The sequence below is a fragment of the Flagellimonas oceani genome (assembly GCF_011068285.1).
In the GTDB taxonomy this organism is placed as follows: Bacteria; Bacteroidota; Bacteroidia; order Flavobacteriales; family Flavobacteriaceae; genus Flagellimonas; species Flagellimonas oceani.
The window spans coordinates 3,540,987-3,558,569 of record NZ_CP049616.1 but is presented as its reverse complement, the minus strand read 5'-3'; the positions used below and the strand labels follow the sequence as shown (position 1 = coordinate 3,558,569).

Below are 17,583 nucleotides of genomic sequence, written 5' to 3'. Positions count from 1 at the left end.
CTTTAGTCTGTAATTGATTTTTTCTGAAGCGTCATTCCAATTTTTGCAACCTCCATAAGTGCCGCGGACCCATACCATTCTTTGAGTTCCATAACAAGGCTTCCCGCTTTAATGGCTGGGTCGGTTTCGGTAAGGGATTTGGCCTCTTCCAAGGTTTCCACATCAAAAATATAGATGCCACGTAGGTCATCGTTCCCGAAAAAGGGGCCGGCAAGAATCAACTTTCCTTCTTCTGCCAGGCGCATAATGTTTTGCAAATGGGCATTTTGTAATTCTGCGGCCTCTTCTTTTGGAAGGTCACGATTGGGCCCCCGCTTTAAAAAAGCAAATATGTATTTCTTCATGCCGTAATCATCAGCTCCGTATTTTGATGCTTTTTCGGCATCGTAGACATAGCCTTCCCCGTTTTTGGGAAACGTGGAAACTGAGTTAACAACACGGAACACTTGCCCCCCGGGCGCATGAAAATAGTAGAACTTGGAATGGTCTTTATATTTTTCAAGATCGGGCAACAAGGGCGCTGCCCCAAAATCTTTAATGGTGCTTACCACGGCCCCATACTCGGATGATGGCACCAAGAATGCCAATTGCATGGATTTGGGAAATTGGGATGCATCCAACACTTCGGTTTTGGGACGGTACACAAACTTTACAAATCCGCCCCCGTCAAAAAAGATAAGGTCGGCATCTTCCTCGGATTCAATTTTTCGCCCTAGGGCAGAGCCAAAAAAAGATTTTATGGCACTTCTCTCACTTTTAAGCACGTTTACTTTGGCCTGTCCTTCAAAAACAATGGTCAAATCGGATGCTGTTTGGGCCTTGCTGCTTAAAATGAACAGAAAAGCGAATATAAATAGTGCTCTTGTTTTCATGGTCTTAAAAATTTACAGCCCAAAATGTAACACGTTTTTTTGAAACCTATTATTCTACGCATTCGGATTTGGACAAGGGCATGGAAGAAGTAAAACTTATGTTCTTTTTGTCCTTGAAACCTGTACCCTTTTCGTCCAATTCGCCAAATCCTTCAATAAGCTGATTTTCTTTGACCAAAAAAGCGACTTCGCGTGAGCTTTCCGTTCCCTCGGACATGAATGTATAGTCTCCGATAAGCACGCTGTCTTTTAATACGCCCGAAAAATAACCTGTGTTTGCATCCTTTTCTTTGAACGCATAATTAAGTGTGCCCACGATGGAATCATTTATTTGGGTGATCTCTAGTACAACTTTATTGCCGTTATCATTGTAGGAATAGCATCCAACCTCCAAGTTGGGTGCCGAAGTTGTTTCCACATCCACTTCTTTTTTGGGTTCTACCATGGTTTCCTCCTCTTCCTTTTTTTCTTTTGAATTGCAGCTTACAAAAGCTATGGTAAGGAGTAAGGCAACTATTGTTTTTTTCATGATCAATCTATTTTCTTGAATACAAGCAATTTTTCTTCCGACCCATTGGAAAGGTAAAGTCTGTTATTTTCCACTTTGTATTGTGTGCTGGCCTGCAAATTGGATAAAAATTCGGACTCTTTGTCCATATTGGGACAAGCCATTCTTGTTGAGGCAATTTGTGTAAAGCGAAGGATATCCTGTTCGTAGAAAAGGCTTCCTGTCATACGATTGCATCCCGAAAAACCAGAAAACCTGTTATTGTTGATGTTCACTTCCATATTGGGAACATCACGGCCATCAAAGTCATCTTTGGAGATCGAAACCCCTTTCATTTCTTCCAACACCCAAATATCATGAAGCCTATAATCGGTAATATATGACCCGCAGCCTTCGTAAACTGTGGTTTCTCCACTGCCTGTATTTTTATACGAAACGGTTACGGTGTAGGGAAACACTTCGCCCGACATGGCATTGGTACATTCCTTATGGGAAATAATAACGTCCATTTGAGCGGCCTCCGTCACGGTTCGAAACATTTTGATGTTGGCATCTTGCGCTTTAATGGCTTCCGATGGAGGGACACTTATGGTGTCCTCCATGGTTTGAAGCTCTATTTTATCATTAAAAAGCTTGATTCCCCAAAAAGGTTCGGTTCCCGTGGCCTTAAAATAACTGCCGTCAATTTTCATGGTAATGGGCTCAATGGTTCTTTTTTCTTCCACTTGAACGGAGTCGGTCGCAATTTCTTCTGATGCATCGGCCGGCTCTTGTTTTTTCTTCTCCACACAATTTGAGAAAATCAGCATAAGAACAACTAGGGAAAGGACTCTTTTCATGGTTCAACTTTTTTAAATCGCATCATTGGGACTTCGCCCACCAACAGATTGAGTTTGCCATCTTCGACGGAATAGCCGTCTATTTTTTTCATCATTTCAAGAAATTGGCGTTCGCTGCCACCACAGAACATCATGGTAGTGGGGCCCGGATCCCCAAAAACGATGGTGTTTTCGGCCAGTTCGTAATCCGCAGAGTAGCCGTTGCAACTGTCTGTTCCGGATACTTTACCCGATTCTTTATCAAAAGTGATCTGTGGTTTTTTTTCTGGGAAAAGACCGTCAAAAGCAATGCGTGGCCCAGAAATATATTCCAGTTCCCAAGTAGTGCCGTACAAGGCTTCTTCGCTTGATTTTGGCCCGCCACAGGATTCTGCCAGTACAATTACGGCAAAAAAGAGGATGATCGAGGTTTTCATTTTTACAGAAATTAATGGTTAATGTATAAGAAAAATACTAAAAAAATCGATGCGATTCCTATATGGGCAGCGTAATTAAAACTATAAAAACAACATAGTTTATTGTACTCTTTTGCTCCAGACCTCGTAAATAGGGTCTCCTTTGCTGCTCAAGCCCGAATGGTGCCAATCTCCGTTTTTTAACGTATAATCGAACTGTAAGCTCGCCCCGACCCTTGAATCGTCGCGTGAGAAAAAGCCAATGTTTTCTGTATACTTTCCGTTGACGGTTGAGTATGTGCCGCCTCCGGTTCCCATAAACTCCTTGGTCTGGGTGTTGTACGCAATCCATTGAAATCGGGTGCCGGACAAAATTTTAAGGGTCTTGCGTGGTCCGGAGGTATCCCGTTTCACAATTTCCCCATTGCGTTTTCTGCCCGATATCAGCCAAGCACCAAAAAGGTTTCCCGGGGTTCCGTCATCCACACGGCTCCAAGTTGTTCCATCGGTTTGTAGAGCGTTCCCGATCAACTTATATGGTTTAGATTCCATTTTCCCGACGATTTCCGGGTTTTGCGTGGAAAACTCGTAAGTGAAATCGATTTTTTCATCCGTTACCGTGTAGGTGCCACCTTTGGTTCCCAAGAATTTTCCATCGGCTTTCTCAAAAAAGGCCTCGGAAAAAAAATCATCCGTTAAAATAAGAACATGTTCAACTTCTTGTCCATCATCGCCCGACCCTGTGGCACTCCAAGCACCAAGTATATTTTGGGCCAGTAACATAGGACCTGTTAACAAACATAACACCAAAAGGAAAATCTTTTTCATGATCAAAAGTTTGTATCAAGGTAATAAAAAAAGCTGCTGTTTTGCTAAAAAAACAGCAGCCCTTACATATAATAGAGTTGGTTTGTTACAACGTTCTCAAGTATTCGGCAACGTCCCTAGCTTCGTCCTCGGTAAGATTTTGATTGAGCATAATAGCGTTGTTGTACTCTTTTAGCAAAGCTTTTGCAATAGGGTCTTCTTTCAACATTCCATCAGGGTTCAGGATCATGTTCATTACCCATTCCGGACTTCTTCTGTCGTAAACACCTTTTAGGGCCGGGCCGATCATACGTTGGTCGATCATATGGCAAGCCACACAAATGGCATCGTATTTTGCCTTGCCCCTAGCAGCCATTTCTTCGTTTATTTCATCGGGGAACTCCAAATTCTTTATCGGTCCAACTCCTTTGTTGTCCAAATCAACAGGAACACCTTCCTTGGCTTCTTTTTTGGTGTCTTCAGTTTTGGTGCGGCTTACTTCAAAACCATCTTTCTTTTCTTCCTTTTTGCCGCCGCAGCTCGCTATCAAGGCCCCTATGGCCAAGAACATTACAATTTTTTTCATTCTAATTCTATTGAAGTTTGTTTGTGTAATCTGAGGCACTAAGATAGGTAATTAGCGATTAATATTCCCGGTGTTTTTGTGTAGATCATCACATCAGGGCTTCTGAAAACGTTTGAGTTATAGGGAATCGAAGAAATCCAAGGCCCTTTTTTCGGTGTAAGTAATGTTGTTTTTGCCCCAAAATCCTACATGGCCACCAAATGTCGGGGTTTCCAAATAAAGTGAAGGATTGTTTTCCGTTGCTGTAAAAGGATAACACTCTTTGCCCAAGAACGAATCATTTTTTGCATTGATGATCAGGCTTGGAACTTGGATGGTAGGTAAAAATTGGAGCGAACTGGATTTTTGGTAATAGTCAAGAGCATCTTTGAAACCATGGGCCCGGCTGGTGTAGATGTCATCAAAATCTTTTAAGGTCTTAATTTTTTTGATATCGGAATCCGTGATTTTATTTGGAAATAGCTGTTGTTTTTGCCGTAGTTTTTCCAAAAGATTCCCCTTGAACCTTATGGCGTACAATATATTTTTTGGACTGAGCAGTTGCTTACAGGAGTCGTGAAGATTACATGGAACGGAAACCGCTACGGCGCCCTTCAATTGCTTGGGAACATTATTGCCTTCGCCCAAATATTTGAGCAATAAGTTGCCCCCTAAACTAAATCCTTTCAAATAGATTTCCGTATAGTTTCGAGTGTTCAGAATATGGTCGACCACTTCAATTAAATCCTCAGTGGCCCCAGAATGATAGGAGCGGTACGTTATATTGGGTTCCCCACTACAGCCCCGATAATTCACGGCGCAGGTATCATACCCGTTTTGGTTGAGAATTTTGGCACTCCCCGTAATGTAAGGGCGTAGGGCATCTCCTTCCAGTCCATGGAGCAAAATCACCAATTTTTGGGTGGGTGTGGGCGAATCGCTCCAATCCAGATCCAAAAAATCGCCATCCGAGAGCACCATTCGTTCTCTTTTCTGAACAACTCCGTTCACCGAACGTACAATGCCCGAATAAATAGTCGCAAAGTGACCGCTTCTAAAAAGAAACGGGGGTAGATAATTGGAAGTAAGTTGGGGCATTGATTATTACTTTGGATATATTTTTAAGAGCTGTGCCTGCGATTCAATGGCCATTTTGAAATCTTTTTTCAAATTACCGACAAGTTCGGATACCGGTAATACGTTATCAATGGTAGTTACACCTTGTCCGGCCGACCAAATGGTTTTCCATGCCTTGGCCTCGGTGTCGAGTTCCTTTCCAAAATCGATTTTTGTGTCTTTTTTCAAATCCTCTTCGGTAATTCCGGCCGCCTGCAAGCTTGCGGCCAAAAAATTGGCATGCACTCCGGAAATGGCAGCAGTGTAGACCACATCACTGGCGCCCGCATCAATGATCATTTTTCGGTACTCTTCCGTGGCCTTGCTTTCTTCGGTATTGATAAAACGGGTGCCCATATAGGCAAGGTCGGCCCCCATTTGCATTGCAGAAGCTACATCCCTTCCTGTACTGATGCACCCGGAAAGAATGATGGTCTTGTCAAAGAATTTTTTCACTTCCGCAATCAAGCTCATAGGATTGATGTTCCCACCATGGCCACCTGCTCCGGCGGATACAAGGATAAGTCCGTCCACACCGGCTTCTGCCGCTTTCTCGGCATGTCTTTTTTTAATGATATCGTGAAAGACCAGACCTCCATAACTGTGAATGGCGTCCACCACCTGACTGACAGCCCCCAAAGAAGTAATGACCAAAGGGACTTGGTGTTTGATGCACAACTTTACATCGGCTTCCAATCGCGGGTTGGTGGGGTGAACCACCAAATTCACGCCAAACGGAGCAGCTTTTTTCCCGCTTTTCTCTTCAAATGCTTTTAATTCTGATTTTATTTGGATGAGCCATTCCTCAAAACCTTCACTTGTACGCTGATTTAATGCAGGAAATGTGCCCACAATGCCATTTTTGCAACACTCCACTACCAACTTTGGTCCCGAAATCAGGAACATTGGAGCGGCAATTACGGGTAGTGATAGATTTTTGATAAATTCAGCTTTTTGGCTCATGGGTCTTGTGTTAAACTATGTTTAAAAATAGGAACAATTCTTCATCCGGATTGGAATCAGTTATCAAAACTATGGTATTTTTACAATTATTATGCGTGCATAACAAAATAACCCACTATGTTTTTTAAAGAATTTGAGATCAGATGGAGCGATACGGACGCTAATCGACACTTGGCGAATTCGGCCTATATCAATTTTATGAGCCATACCCGAATGGCTTATTTGGGATTGCTCGGCTTTAACCAAAAAAGTATGGGCGCCCATAATATTGGCCCGGTTGTGTTTTATGAGCACGTATATTATTTTAAAGAGGCTTTTCCGGGTATGCCCGTAAGAGTATCATTGGAGTTTGTTGGGATGAGCAAGGATGGGAAGTTCTTTGAGTTTAGGCACAACTTTTATGATCACAACGGTAAAAATTTTGCCCGTTGCGAGATGATGGGTGCTTGGATCGACTTAAAGAGCAGAAAACTTACTGGCCTGCCCGATGAATTTTTGAATTCTTTTGAATCGATGGAAAAGGCCGAGGATTTTAAAATCTTGACCAAAAAAGATACCCGAAAGCATGTTCAAGTGCCAAAGGATATAGAAATTTTATAGGTCCACGGGTCAATGCTTGGGATAGCCGAACCAGCTCGGGGTGATTGTTATCAATTTTCCCGAGATAATCTCATCGAGCCAGCCCTCGTACCAATCCAAGAAATTGTTGTATTCGGAAAATCGTGGAGGTATTTGTTCACCTCTATCCATGTTCACCACCCTGCCTTTGTAAGGGCCGTTCAAAACAAGGGCATGTATGTAAGAGCAGCCCTGCGAACCAATGGGCAATAGGCCACCGTAAAGGTTGCCGTTCAAATCTTCATAATCCTCATCGGAAATACCATCCTGGTAGAGCAGGTCGGTCAATTCGTCCCATTGAGACGTAGTCATGTTCGGGTGAAGGGAACATCGTTTATTTAAATGTTCCTCAACTTTGCCGTGAATCAAATCGTCCAAATTCTCCCCGAACGGATAAATACCAAAAAAAGGACCCGCACCAGAGCTGAGGAAGGACCTTCCCCCATTACCGATATGGAGCACGAACGACTTGTAGCACTCTGGCAATTGTATTCCGTAATGTTGTTCAAGGGCCTCGATATGGGAAACGGTTGTGGGAGCATTTAATTCATATCGGTGGCTACCGGCCCCGAATACTTTAAAAAGGGCATCTTTTTGTTTAGCCTGTTGTAGTTTTTCTTTAAGGCGAACCAGCTGTTCGTGGTACATAGTGTAATCGATTGTTTTCAAAGAAGATAATTTTAGTAGGGAAAGTCGTTTCGCGTTTGATTTGGTTTCTTTTGAAGGTTCTTCTTTTTGATGTATGGTTTTACTCCGATATTATAAATAAAGAGGAGGATGAAGCAGGTCAGAAAAACTGACATTGCAATATCATGCACAGTCATTTTGGGCTGGTCCAATTTAAAAAGAGACCCAATAGGGCCATCAAGCTGAAAAGGGGTGTCAATTTGCTTGATTTTATAGCTTTCGGGGATGACTTTAAGAATTGCTTTGTCAAAAACCTCGATCAATAAGTACAAGCCGCCCAAATGTAATAGGGGATTTATTTTATATGCCTTTTCAAGGACAGCAAAAATAGCCAGATACAATGCAAAAATGAACAGTCCAATAAGAATACCGATTAAAATCATAATGTAGCTTTAAAGAAGATAACCCGATAAAGATACTAGGTCGGTATCGTACCAAACCCCTTAAATTGATGGATGCACCGGTTGAGTTGACGAATGCCCCATACCAATTGGCGGACTATTTTTTTTTCGGCTTTTTGCTGGCCAGATATACGCCGACCAAAACAAAACACATGGCTGTGATCTTCACCAAGGTTAGGTTGTCCTTGCCAGAAAACAGGGCAAAAAGAATACCTACCAACGGCTGCATATAAACAAATGCGCCTACCGATGAGGCCTTGAGTTGGGTAAGTGCAAAAATATTGAAGAGATAAGTCAAAAAAGTAGTGCCAATCACCACAAATGCGATGGAACCGTATGCCCATAGCGGTATGCTGGAAAACTCTGTTTCCATAACCTGTGGAAGGGTAATGGGAAGGTTAACAAGTATGGCGATGGTGAAAAGCCACTTCATTAATGTGAAGGGATGGTATTTCTCTATCAGTTTTTTTACCACAACGAGGTAGGAACCGTAGGAAAGAGCGTTTATGATGAACAAAAAATTTCCCAAAGGTATATTCGGTGCATTTTTTTGGGTTTCCGCTCCAAAAAGAATGAGCCCAACTGCTCCTACAAAACCCAGAAATATACCGAACCCCTTGTTCAATGTAATTTTCTCCTTCAAAAACAGTGCTGAGACCATAACGGTAATAATGGGCACCATGGTCACCAAAACCGCACTGTTAATGGGCGTGGACAGTTGTAGTCCCTTAAAAAAGGAGAGCATATTTATGGACATGCCCAAAAGGGCGCATACCAACAAACGTCCCCAATCCTTCTTATCAATTTTTTGTTTTGGCCCAAAAAAGGAAATCAGCCAGAAGAGAATGGCGGCACCCCCGACCCTTAAAAAGATAAACCCAAAGGGTTTAACATGTATGGGCATTACGCCTTTGGCCACAGTGTGGTTTACACCATAGATTACGGTGGCGCCAATGGCGGCCAAAATGGCCAAGGTCCTTTTGTTCATTAATGCAAGGCTTCCTTGGCGGCTTCGACCGTTTTTTTTGAGTTGCCCACAAAAATCTGGTCGTCCACTATAATTACAGGTCTTTTTAGGAAGGTGTAATGTTCCAAGATCAAATCCTTATAATCCTTTTCGGAAAGCTCCTTTTCGTGCAGTCCCCTTTGCCTAAAAAGCATGGCCCTTCTGCTAAAAAGGGATTCGTAGCTTCCGCTCAATGCCTCCATTTGCTCCAATTGTTCGGGGGTAATGGACTCGGACTTGATTTCTTGCAGCTCTACTCCATCCAAAGGTTCCAATTCTTTTAAAATGCGTTTACAGGTAGAGCAACTGCCCAAATGGTATATTTTTTTCATTACTGTGGTGTTGGATGGACAAAGGACGTTAAAAATCCATCAAAATACATTACCAACATGTAAATTCAACAGCTTTTGCGGGTGTTGTTGTTTTTTAAATGCCCGGTATGTAAAACGGTTTCGGATTTTAGGATTAGTTTTGTTATGAACGAATATTGGAACAAAACTGCCAATACTTATGGAAAAGACATTTGACATTATTCTTAAGAACAGGAAGATATTTCAAAGCTTTTTGCAGGACATCCCAAAGGAAGATTTGTTCAGGATCCCGGCGGGTTTCAACAATAATATTTGGTGGAACATTGCCCATGTGGTGGTAACGCCCCAATTGTTGATGTACAAATTGAGCGGCCTGGACTTTACCATTGAGGAGGAGTTGGTCAACAAATACAAAAAAGGAACCTTTCCACAAGGCGAACCATCAAATGAAGAGTTGGAGAAAATAAAGACCTACCTTTTTAGTACGGTCGAACAAATTCAACACGACTATGAACAGGGCAAGTTCAAAAATTTTCAGGAATATATGACCACGCCAAAAATTGGTCTAAGTACTCCTGAGGATGCCCTTTCCTTTAATGTTTTCCACGAAGGGCTCCACCTTGGGGCCATTCTCGCCTTAAAAAAGGCCTTGGCCAGCGGTTAGTTTTTTCTTTTGGCATTTTCCAAAAATCGACCCTGTAGCTCTAACACAAAGGAAATCAGTTATATTTGGTGGTAAATTATATTAAGAACCCAAATCTTAATCACAATGAAACACTACCATTTATGCTTCGGGCTGCTATTGGCTGCCCTAATCCTTTCTGTACAAGAATGTTTTTCCCAAAGGAGTTATTTATCCATCGGAGCGGTTCCTACGTATAAGACGGACGGGTATGGCATTCAGCTCAATGCAAACCATTATCATAGCACCACGGATTATCTTCAAGTATCCCTAGTGGCCACTTTTTCCAAGGAAAAACCAAATTCTGGCGTAGAATTCCCGTATGATGACTACTGGTTGAACCTTGGCTATTTTACCACTATTTTAACGTCGCCAAAGCGTGGTATTTCCTTTTATTTTGGAGGTGGACCATCGGTGGGCTACAAGTACATCAACAATGGAGAAACTGATTTTCCCTTTGATGCCTTGGATGCAGAGAGCAGTTTTATATATGGTGCCTATGCCTCGTTTGAAATGGATTTTTTTGTTTCCGATGCCTTTTCTTTGATCATTCCTATAAATGGATACTACCATTTTAATAGCGACCTCAATGATTCCACGCTGCTTTTGGGAGCCGGACTGCGGTATTATTTTAAATAAGGCAAATTAAAGCTCGACCTTTCGTTTGAGGTACGGATTGACTTCATTGTACGGCAAAACCAGAACAATGGGGCCATCGGCATAGGAGGCGACTTCGTATTGGTTGTAAATAAGTTCCACTCCGTCTTTGGTATAGCCTAAGTTGTTGGGTAGATGGAACGAGTCTCCTTCGAACATAAACCCGGTGGCATTTATGTTTTTGTCCTGCGGCACGCTTTCTTGATTGCGGAACTTTGCCTCGGCAAAATCTTCAAAGTCGTCCAAATCATTAAAAAGTTCAGCATTTTCGAGCTCTTTACCGGTCTTCTTGTCAAAATTTAAGTAAGATGTGGATGCGTAGCCGTGGGCACCTCCGGTAAAAGAGTAGGAGTTTAGTCTCAAGGTCACTACGTTCTCATCTTCATAGATTACCTCGCCATCAATCGTAGCTTCCCATTGGATCTCATCGGGAAATTTGGTCTTTAGCTCCTTGTAGCTATCCGTAAAAGACTGCAAAGCCTTGTCCATGGTGTCAATGGTCCTATCTTCGGAAAAGGACATGATGCTTATGATCTCTTCCCTGAGCGAACGGTTTATGGCTTCGGAAACCGGAGAATCGTCCAATGCATTTGGAATATTGATGGCTATTTTTGGACAATCGGCACAGGTCTCGCCCAGCAGTTGCGTCGGCTCAAAAGTAAGTTTGCTCTCCGTTTGGCAACCCATCAATACAACAAGGAAAAGTATAACGACGATATATTTTTTCATGATCTGAGGTTTTGTGTCATCAAAATTAATACTTCGGAAAGATAACGATACATTTGTATGTAGATAGTTTTAACATGGGCAAAAAAGAGTTAAAATTCAACAGTAAAGCAATCCACGGAGGACAACGGCCCGATGCCGCTTACGGAGCGGTAATGCCGCCCATATATCAAACTTCTACCTATGCACAGCCCACTCCCGGCGCACACAAAGGGTACGAATATTCCAGGGGGGGCAACCCTACGCGGACCGCTTTGGAAAATGCCGTGGCAAGTTTGGAGAATGGCAGTTTTGGTATGGCTTTCGGTAGTGGAATGGCAGCGATAGATGCTGTGCTGAAACTATTGCTTCCCGGTGATGAGGTAATCTGCACCAGTGACCTTTACGGAGGCAGCTACCGACTCTTTAAGGGCGTTTATGAAAAATATGGGGTCAAGTTCCGTTTTTCCGATATGGTGGACATGGAAGAACTGGCTTCGCAAATCACCGAAAACACCAAGTTGATCTGGGTGGAGACGCCTACCAACCCCATGATGAACATTATTGATATCGAGGCCGTTTCCAAGATTACCAAACAACATAATTTATTGTTGGCGGTGGACAACACCTTTGCTACTCCCTACCTACAGCGGCCATTGGACTTGGGTGCCGATATTGTGATGCATTCTGCCACCAAATATTTGGCGGGCCATAGCGATGTGGTGGTCGGAGCCTTGGCGGTAAAGGATGAAAAATTGGCCGACCAATTGTATTTCGTTCAAAAATCGAGTGGAGGTATCTGTGGCCCCATGGACAGTTTTTTGACCCTTCGCGGTATTAAAACACTTCATGTGCGCATGCAGCGCCATTGTGAGAACGCGGAATTGGTGGCGAAATATTTGGAGAACCATCCCAAAATCGATAAAGTATATTGGCCAGGTTTCGAGCATCACCCAAATCATAAAGTTGCCAAAAAGCAAATGGAAGGTTTTGGCGGAATGATTTCCTTCGTGCCCAAGGGCAGAAACTATGAAGAAGCCATCAAAATTGTGGAGAACCTTCAACTGTTTACTCTTGCCGAATCGTTAGGGGGTGTCGAGAGTTTGGTGGGCCATCCGGCAAGTATGTCGCACGGAAGCATTCCAAAAGAAGAGCGCGAAAAAAACGGGGTGGTAGATGCATTGATCAGGTTGAGTATCGGTATTGAGGACGCAGAAGATTTAATAAATGATTTGAAACAGGCGCTTAACTAAAATATTTTGAAAAATTTATAAAAAATAAATATTCAAATTATCGAAATAATATAATTTTGCCCTCATAATAACAATTCAATAAAAAAATGCTTTTCGCAAGCGGAAAGACAACTAAAATTTTAATCCGTATATGGAAGAAAGAATAGAAGATAAAATAAAAGTGTTTATGGATGAGGTGATTTCCAGAAATGGACATGAGCCGGAATTCATCCAAGCAGTGCAAGAGGTGGCCGAAACGGTAATACCTTATATTGTTCAGCACGACATCTACCACGGGAAGAACATTCTTTTAAGAATGGTGGAGCCAGAGCGATTGATTTCATTCCGTGTGGCATGGGTTGATGATGATGGGGAAATTCACGTTAACCGTGGATACCGTATTCAAATGAACTCTGCCATTGGCCCTTACAAAGGAGGACTTCGTTTTCACCCAACTGTAAATGCCAGTGTCCTTAAATTCTTGGCGTTCGAGCAAGTGTTCAAGAACAGTTTGACAACGCTGCCCATGGGTGGTGGTAAAGGTGGTTCCGACTTTAACCCAAAGGGTAAATCGGATGACGAGATCATGCGTTTTTGCCACGCCTTTATGACGGAATTGTGCCGACACATTGGTCCAAATACTGATATTCCAGCAGGAGACATTGGTGTTGGTGCCCGCGAAATCGGATTCCTTTTCGGGATGTACAAGAAAATCCGTAATGAGTTTACCGGGGTGTTGACCGGAAAAGGGCTTTCTTGGGGAGGTTCGTTGATCCGTCCCGAAGCTACCGGTTACGGTACGGTTTACTTCGCCGACAGCATGCTAAAGACCAAAAACGAAACTTTTGAAGGTAAAAAAGTCGTGATTTCAGGTTCCGGTAATGTGGCCCAATACGCTGCAGAAAAAGTATTGCATTTAGGAGGCAAGGTTTTGACCCTTTCTGATTCTGCCGGATACATTTACGACAAGGATGGCATCGATGAGGAAAAACTGGCGTTTGTGATGGATTTGAAAAACAACAAGCGCGGTAGGATCTCAGAATACGCAGATAAATATGCATCCGCAGAATATTACCAAGGAGAGACCCCATGGAAAGTTGAGTGTGATATTGCCTTGCCATGTGCCACTCAGAACGAGCTGAACGGAGACGATGCCAAAGCATTGATTAAAAATGGTTGCATCGCGGTTGCTGAAGGCGCAAATATGCCATCAACACCAGAAGCGATACATGCCTTCCATGATGCCAAGATTTTGTTTGCACCAGGTAAAGCCTCCAATGCGGGTGGTGTGGCCACTTCAGGATTGGAAATGTCGCAGAACTCTTTGCGTATCAGCTGGACCAGGGAGGAAGTGGACAAACGATTGAAAGGAATCATGTCCGATATTCATGACGCATGTGTTGAATACGGAGAGGAAGAGGGCTATTGCAACTATGTAAAAGGAGCCAATATCGCCGGCTTTGTTAAGGTCGCAGATGCCATGTTGGCCCAAGGAGTGATATAACATAGGCCATCTAGAATGGTTTTTGGTTGGCAGTTACCGGAAGGAGTGGTTACATTTACACTTCTGGTAACTGCTTTTTTATTAGCCCATGCAAGTCACAACAAAAGCCATCGTACTTTCCTCCCTAAAATATGGGGATACCAGTCTTATCGTTAGGGCCTTTACGCAATCGGATGGCGTAAAATCCTATTTGCTGAAAGGAGTGCTTGCCTCAAAAAAGGCAAAAATCCGACCGGCCTATTTTCTTCCTTTGATGCAACTGGAAATCGTGGCAAACCATAAGAACAAAGGAACCTTGGAAAGTATGCGCGATGTGAAGGTGGCCATTCCCTATCAAACCCTGCACACGGATATAATAAAGAACAGTGTGGTCCTTTTTTTGGCCGAAATGTTGGGCAACAGCATACAGGAGCAAGAGCAGGACGAAAGCTTGTTCAATTATCTGGAATATGCGCTGCAATGGATGGATGTTCATCAATTATCACCCAATTTCCACATCTTATTTTTACTTAATTTGACCAAGTATCTCGGATTTTACCCTGATACGTCCTGTAAAAACTCGCCTTTTTTTGATTTATTGGAAGGGAGCTTTAGTAAAACACCGTCCCTTAACCCATTGATTCAAAGTGAAAATCTGGAAAGTTTCAAGAAATTTTTAGGCACGGATTTTGAGGCATTACAATCAATCCAACTAACTAAGTCTAACAGGCGAGAACTCTTGAAAACGATGGTCCGGTATTATGGTCTGCATGTACATGGATTTCGAGAACCAAAGTCTCTCGCCGTATTAAATGCAGTATTCACTTAAAATGCAAAGCCTAAAACCAACCTTAACTTTAATTCTTTTATTATTTACACTGACTTTTTATGCCCAAGAAGTAACCGTTTTGGATGTTGATACAGGAATTCCTGTGGACAACATTGCAATTTTTAACAAGGACCAGACCAAGTCCACCGTAACAGACGTCAACGGAAAAGGCGATTTGGACATTTTTTCGTCGAACGAAAGGATCACCTTTAAACATATTAGCTACGAAACCTACACCACCACCAAGGAGCAAATAGAACGGCGAGGCAACAGGGTGTATCTATTGTTGAAAACCGAAGAGCTTCAAGAAGTGGTGATGTCCGTTTCCAAATGGGAACAGCAGAAAAAGCACATCCCGCAAAAAATAGAAACCTTTGATGCCCGCAATATTGCATTCACGGCACCGCAGACCTCTGCGGACCTGTTGCAAAGCAGCGGAAAGATATTTGTACAGAAAAGTCAACTCGGTGGAGGTAGCCCCATGATCAGGGGATTTGCTACCAATAGAATTTTATTGTCTGTTGACGGCGTTAGGATGAACAACGCCATTTTCAGGGGCGGGAACCTTCAAAATGTAATATCGGTGGACCCGTTTACCATCAAAAAAACAGAGGTGACCTTTGGTCCGGGGTCGGTGATCTACGGTAGTGATGCCATAGGGGGAGTAATGAACTTTTATACACAAAGTCCCCGTTTTTCATTTGCGGATAGCTTGGCATTCTCCGGAAACATCAATTATAGATATTCATCGGCCAATAATGAAAACACCGCCCATGTCGATTTTAATCTTGGCAAACAAAAATGGGCATCGTACACCAGTTTCACCTATAACAATTTTGATGACTTAAAAATGGGGGAACATGGCCCGGAATCCTACTTGCGGCCCAATTATGTTATCCGTGAAAACGGTACCGATGTGCTGGTGGCCAACGATAATCCCAAAAAACAGGTCGAGTCTGGCTATGACCAGATCAATTTTCTCCAAAAGTTTACTTACCGTCCCAATAGTACATGGAACTACGATTTGGGACTGTACTATTCCGAAACATCGGATTTTCCACGTTATGATAGATTGATTCGTCCAACAAGCGACGGTGAAGGACTTCGTTCCGCGGAATGGTACTACGGTCCACAAAAATGGTTCATGGGAAACTTTCAAATCACCCAAAAAGGGAAAAACAAGTTTTATGATGGCGTAAAACTCACCACGGCCTATCAATTTTTTGAAGAAAGCAGGCACGATCGCGGTTTTCAGGATGTAGAACTGTATTCCACTCGCGAAAAAGTGGATGCATTGTCCGTTAACCTGGATTTTGAGAACAGAAAAATCGGGGCGCTCAACCTGTATTATGGTGCCGAATACGTTTTTAACAAGGTGCGTTCCATGGGCAGTATGCGCAATATTGAAACCGATGAAGTTGATGAGACCGCATCCAGATATCCCGATGGCTCCACCTGGCAGACCCTGGCCGGATACATTAATGGCGAGTACCAGTTAAAGCCCAACCTTTCGCTGCTATCTGGAATTCGATATAGTCAAGTTTGGGTTGACGCCACGTTTGAGAGCACCTATTACCCTTTTCCGTTTGATGAAGCCGATATTGTAACGGGAGCGCTTACCGGAAGTTTGGGACTAAGCTGGTTTCCAAGGTCCGACCTTCAGGTAACATTGAACGGTTCCACAGGTTTTAGGGCGCCTAATATTGATGACATCGGGAAGATATTCGACTCGGAACCAGGGTCGGTGGTAGTGCCCAATCCCGATTTGGAACCAGAGTATGCCTATAATGGTGAGTTGGGCCTCAGAAAAAACTTCAACGATGTGCTGGTTTTGAAAGGAGCTGCCTACTATACCTACTTGGTCGATGCTTTGGTCCGAAGGGATTTTTCCTTTGGAGGTCAAACAGAGATAGAATACAATGGCGAACCGAGCAATGTACAGGCCATTCAAAATGCGGCAAAGGCCTATGTGTATGGTTTTGAATTTGGTGTGGAAGCTTATTTTAACGAGCATCTATCCCTCAATTCCAACCTTACCTTGACCGAAGGCGTCGAGGAGGACGATGATGGTACCGATAGCCCATCACGCCATGCTGCACCCACCTTTGGCGATGTTCATTTGATTTGGGACAACCAAAGGTTGAAAGCAGACGTGTTTGTCAACTATAACGGAGAGGTAAGCAATGATGATTTGGCACTTTCCGAACAGAGCAAGACCTATATGTATGCCAGCGACGCCAACGGAAACCCCTATTCGCCATCGTGGTATACCCTAAACTTTAGGTCGCAGTACCAAATCACCAATGCGTTGAAGGCATCCGTGAGCCTGGAAAATATGACCAATCAACGGTACAGGATGTATTCCTCGGGAATTGCCGCCCCGGGCACCAACCTTATTCTGGGGCTGGGCTACGTCTTTTAAAAAATAAAGGCTCGGATTTTCCGAGCCTTTTTGCTTTTTAGCAAGGGTTTGTCCTAAATGCTATCAATTGCCTTTTTGGTAGCTTCTTTTGCTGCATCCATGGTTTCTTTTCCGGCTTTTTCTATGCTATCCAAAGCTTTTTCGCCCATTTCCTTCGCGTCTTCACCAGCTTTTTTCATGGTGTCGGCGGCATCTTTGGCAGCTTTTTCTATGCCTTCGCTCGCATCTTCCAATGTTTCGGCGGCTTCTTCCGCTGCCTCTTCGGTTTTGCTCTGTGCATCCTTGCAAGATGTCATTACAGACAGTGACAAGGTCAATGCCATTGCGGTAAACAGTACTTTTTTCATGTTTTTGATGGTTAAGTGTTAATCAAAAGGAAATATAGACAAATTAATGTAAATAAGTGATGTGGTGCTTATCATATTTAGGTTAAGGGATTTATGTGAATTCTAATGCTAAAAGGCAGGGCTTAATTCCATCTAAAT

The 17,583-nt window shown here is 43.1% G+C and carries 20 protein-coding genes; 7 read left to right on the top strand and 13 right to left on the bottom strand.

The features are described from left to right. Positions 1 to 2 precede the first annotated feature (2 nt). From GVT53_RS21095 to GVT53_RS16050, 8 genes are all read right to left on the bottom strand, one after another. The gene (locus tag GVT53_RS21095; protein WP_240905057.1) at positions 3 to 872 is read right to left on the bottom strand and encodes a YciI family protein; all 870 of its coding nucleotides are present in this window, start codon (positions 870 to 872) and stop codon (positions 3 to 5) included. 49 nt (positions 873 to 921) lie between these two features. Beyond that, positions 922 to 1,401 (bottom strand): hypothetical protein, encoded by a 480-nt coding sequence (locus tag GVT53_RS16080; protein ID WP_166249510.1) that lies wholly within the window; start codon positions 1,399 to 1,401, stop codon positions 922 to 924. A 2-nt stretch (positions 1,402 to 1,403) separates the two neighbouring features. After that, on the bottom strand, positions 1,404 to 2,219 hold the full coding sequence (locus GVT53_RS16075; RefSeq protein ID WP_166249509.1) for an META domain-containing protein: 816 nt from the start codon (positions 2,217 to 2,219) through the stop codon (positions 1,404 to 1,406). Next, positions 2,216 to 2,635: an META domain-containing protein gene (locus GVT53_RS16070; protein ID WP_166249508.1), complete on the bottom strand. Its 420-nt coding sequence runs from the start codon at positions 2,633 to 2,635 to the stop codon at positions 2,216 to 2,218. Before GVT53_RS16070 ends, GVT53_RS16075 begins: the two co-directional genes overlap by 4 nt. Before the next feature lie 99 nt (positions 2,636 to 2,734). Next, positions 2,735 to 3,442, bottom strand: a complete 708-nt coding sequence (locus GVT53_RS16065; protein ID WP_166249507.1) for a membrane or secreted protein — start codon at positions 3,440 to 3,442, stop codon at positions 2,735 to 2,737. Between the two features lie 85 nt (positions 3,443 to 3,527). After that, a complete protein-coding gene (locus GVT53_RS16060; protein WP_166249506.1) occupies positions 3,528 to 4,007 on the bottom strand; it encodes a c-type cytochrome in 480 nt (159 codons plus the stop codon). A 117-nt stretch (positions 4,008 to 4,124) separates the two neighbouring features. After that, complete coding sequence (locus GVT53_RS16055) at positions 4,125 to 5,084, bottom strand: YheT family hydrolase (protein ID WP_166249505.1); 960 nt, start codon at positions 5,082 to 5,084, stop codon at positions 4,125 to 4,127. Positions 5,085 to 5,090: 6 nt separating this feature from the next. After that, positions 5,091 to 6,065, bottom strand: coding sequence for an NAD(P)H-dependent flavin oxidoreductase (locus GVT53_RS16050; protein WP_166249504.1), 975 nt, complete (start codon positions 6,063 to 6,065; stop codon positions 5,091 to 5,093). A gap of 117 nt (positions 6,066 to 6,182) precedes the next feature. Between GVT53_RS16050 and GVT53_RS16045 the strand changes: the two genes are divergently transcribed. Further along, complete coding sequence (locus GVT53_RS16045; protein WP_166249503.1) at positions 6,183 to 6,665, top strand: acyl-CoA thioesterase; 483 nt, start codon at positions 6,183 to 6,185, stop codon at positions 6,663 to 6,665. A 9-nt stretch (positions 6,666 to 6,674) separates the two neighbouring features. Here GVT53_RS16045 and GVT53_RS16040 read toward each other — a convergent pair whose 3' ends face one another. From GVT53_RS16040 to GVT53_RS16030, 3 genes are all read right to left on the bottom strand, one after another. Further along, entirely contained in the window at positions 6,675 to 7,352 is a 678-nt protein-coding gene (locus tag GVT53_RS16040) for an SMI1/KNR4 family protein (RefSeq protein WP_166249502.1), read from the bottom strand. Between the two features lie 516 nt (positions 7,353 to 7,868). Continuing rightward, entirely contained in the window at positions 7,869 to 8,759 is an 891-nt protein-coding gene (locus GVT53_RS16035; protein WP_166249501.1) for a DMT family transporter, read from the bottom strand. Then, complete coding sequence (locus GVT53_RS16030; protein WP_166249500.1) at positions 8,759 to 9,109, bottom strand: arsenate reductase family protein; 351 nt, start codon at positions 9,107 to 9,109, stop codon at positions 8,759 to 8,761. Before GVT53_RS16030 ends, GVT53_RS16035 begins: the two co-directional genes overlap by 1 nt. A gap of 178 nt (positions 9,110 to 9,287) precedes the next feature. Between GVT53_RS16030 and GVT53_RS16025 the strand changes: the two genes are divergently transcribed. After that, positions 9,288 to 9,752: a DinB family protein gene (locus GVT53_RS16025; protein ID WP_166249499.1), complete on the top strand. Its 465-nt coding sequence runs from the start codon at positions 9,288 to 9,290 to the stop codon at positions 9,750 to 9,752. A gap of 105 nt (positions 9,753 to 9,857) precedes the next feature. Then, positions 9,858 to 10,409, top strand: coding sequence for a conjugal transfer protein TraO (locus tag GVT53_RS16020; protein ID WP_166249498.1), 552 nt, complete (start codon positions 9,858 to 9,860; stop codon positions 10,407 to 10,409). A gap of 6 nt (positions 10,410 to 10,415) precedes the next feature. Here the strand turns inward: GVT53_RS16020 and GVT53_RS16015 are convergent, their stop codons facing one another. Beyond that, on the bottom strand, positions 10,416 to 11,156 hold the full coding sequence (locus GVT53_RS16015) for a DUF3298 and DUF4163 domain-containing protein (RefSeq protein WP_166249497.1): 741 nt from the start codon (positions 11,154 to 11,156) through the stop codon (positions 10,416 to 10,418). Positions 11,157 to 11,230: 74 nt separating this feature from the next. Between GVT53_RS16015 and GVT53_RS16010 the strand changes: the two genes are divergently transcribed. The 4 genes from GVT53_RS16010 (at position 11,231) to GVT53_RS15995 (ending at position 17,098) form a co-directional block, all read left to right on the top strand. Next, on the top strand, positions 11,231 to 12,385 hold the full coding sequence (locus GVT53_RS16010; RefSeq protein WP_166249496.1) for a cystathionine gamma-synthase: 1,155 nt from the start codon (positions 11,231 to 11,233) through the stop codon (positions 12,383 to 12,385). A 130-nt stretch (positions 12,386 to 12,515) separates the two neighbouring features. Continuing rightward, positions 12,516 to 13,868: an NADP-specific glutamate dehydrogenase gene (gene gdhA / locus GVT53_RS16005; protein ID WP_205791737.1), complete on the top strand. Its 1,353-nt coding sequence runs from the start codon at positions 12,516 to 12,518 to the stop codon at positions 13,866 to 13,868. An 88-nt stretch (positions 13,869 to 13,956) separates the two neighbouring features. Beyond that, positions 13,957 to 14,676 (top strand): DNA repair protein RecO, encoded by a 720-nt coding sequence (gene recO / locus GVT53_RS16000; protein WP_166249495.1) that lies wholly within the window; start codon positions 13,957 to 13,959, stop codon positions 14,674 to 14,676. Then, entirely contained in the window at positions 14,660 to 17,098 is a 2,439-nt protein-coding gene (locus GVT53_RS15995) for a TonB-dependent receptor (RefSeq protein ID WP_240905055.1), read from the top strand. The genes recO and GVT53_RS15995 overlap by 17 nt, the downstream gene beginning before the upstream one ends. A 53-nt stretch (positions 17,099 to 17,151) precedes the next feature. On the opposite strand, the gene GVT53_RS15990 is transcribed toward GVT53_RS15995, so the two are convergent. Further along, a complete protein-coding gene (locus tag GVT53_RS15990; RefSeq protein WP_166249493.1) occupies positions 17,152 to 17,445 on the bottom strand; it encodes a hypothetical protein in 294 nt (97 codons plus the stop codon). Positions 17,446 to 17,583: the final 138 nt, after the last annotated feature.

Bases quoted from the DNA above. Each gene is read 5' to 3' on its own strand.
- GVT53_RS21095 (WP_240905057.1), bottom strand. From the start codon at position 872: ATGAAAACAAGAGCACTATTTATATTCGCTTTTCTGTTCATTTTAAGC.
- GVT53_RS16080 (WP_166249510.1), bottom strand. From the start codon at position 1,401: ATGAAAAAAACAATAGTTGCCTTACTCCTTACCATAGCTTTTGTAAGC.
- GVT53_RS16075 (WP_166249509.1), bottom strand. From the start codon at position 2,219: ATGAAAAGAGTCCTTTCCCTAGTTGTTCTTATGCTGATTTTCTCAAAT.
- GVT53_RS16070 (WP_166249508.1), bottom strand. From the start codon at position 2,635: ATGAAAACCTCGATCATCCTCTTTTTTGCCGTAATTGTACTGGCAGAA.
- GVT53_RS16065 (WP_166249507.1), bottom strand. From the start codon at position 3,442: ATGAAAAAGATTTTCCTTTTGGTGTTATGTTTGTTAACAGGTCCTATG.
- GVT53_RS16060 (WP_166249506.1), bottom strand. From the start codon at position 4,007: ATGAAAAAAATTGTAATGTTCTTGGCCATAGGGGCCTTGATAGCGAGC.
- GVT53_RS16055 (WP_166249505.1), bottom strand. From the start codon at position 5,084: ATGCCCCAACTTACTTCCAATTATCTACCCCCGTTTCTTTTTAGAAGC.
- GVT53_RS16050 (WP_166249504.1), bottom strand. From the start codon at position 6,065: ATGAGCCAAAAAGCTGAATTTATCAAAAATCTATCACTACCCGTAATT.
- GVT53_RS16045 (WP_166249503.1), top strand. From the start codon at position 6,183: ATGTTTTTTAAAGAATTTGAGATCAGATGGAGCGATACGGACGCTAAT.
- GVT53_RS16035 (WP_166249501.1), bottom strand. From the start codon at position 8,759: ATGAACAAAAGGACCTTGGCCATTTTGGCCGCCATTGGCGCCACCGTA.
- GVT53_RS16030 (WP_166249500.1), bottom strand. From the start codon at position 9,109: ATGAAAAAAATATACCATTTGGGCAGTTGCTCTACCTGTAAACGCATT.
- GVT53_RS16025 (WP_166249499.1), top strand. From the start codon at position 9,288: ATGGAAAAGACATTTGACATTATTCTTAAGAACAGGAAGATATTTCAA.
- GVT53_RS16020 (WP_166249498.1), top strand. From the start codon at position 9,858: ATGAAACACTACCATTTATGCTTCGGGCTGCTATTGGCTGCCCTAATC.
- GVT53_RS16015 (WP_166249497.1), bottom strand. From the start codon at position 11,156: ATGAAAAAATATATCGTCGTTATACTTTTCCTTGTTGTATTGATGGGT.
- GVT53_RS16010 (WP_166249496.1), top strand. From the start codon at position 11,231: ATGGGCAAAAAAGAGTTAAAATTCAACAGTAAAGCAATCCACGGAGGA.
- gdhA (WP_205791737.1), top strand. From the start codon at position 12,516: ATGGAAGAAAGAATAGAAGATAAAATAAAAGTGTTTATGGATGAGGTG.
- recO (WP_166249495.1), top strand. From the start codon at position 13,957: ATGCAAGTCACAACAAAAGCCATCGTACTTTCCTCCCTAAAATATGGG.
- GVT53_RS15995 (WP_240905055.1), top strand. From the start codon at position 14,660: ATGCAGTATTCACTTAAAATGCAAAGCCTAAAACCAACCTTAACTTTA.
- GVT53_RS15990 (WP_166249493.1), bottom strand. From the start codon at position 17,445: ATGAAAAAAGTACTGTTTACCGCAATGGCATTGACCTTGTCACTGTCT.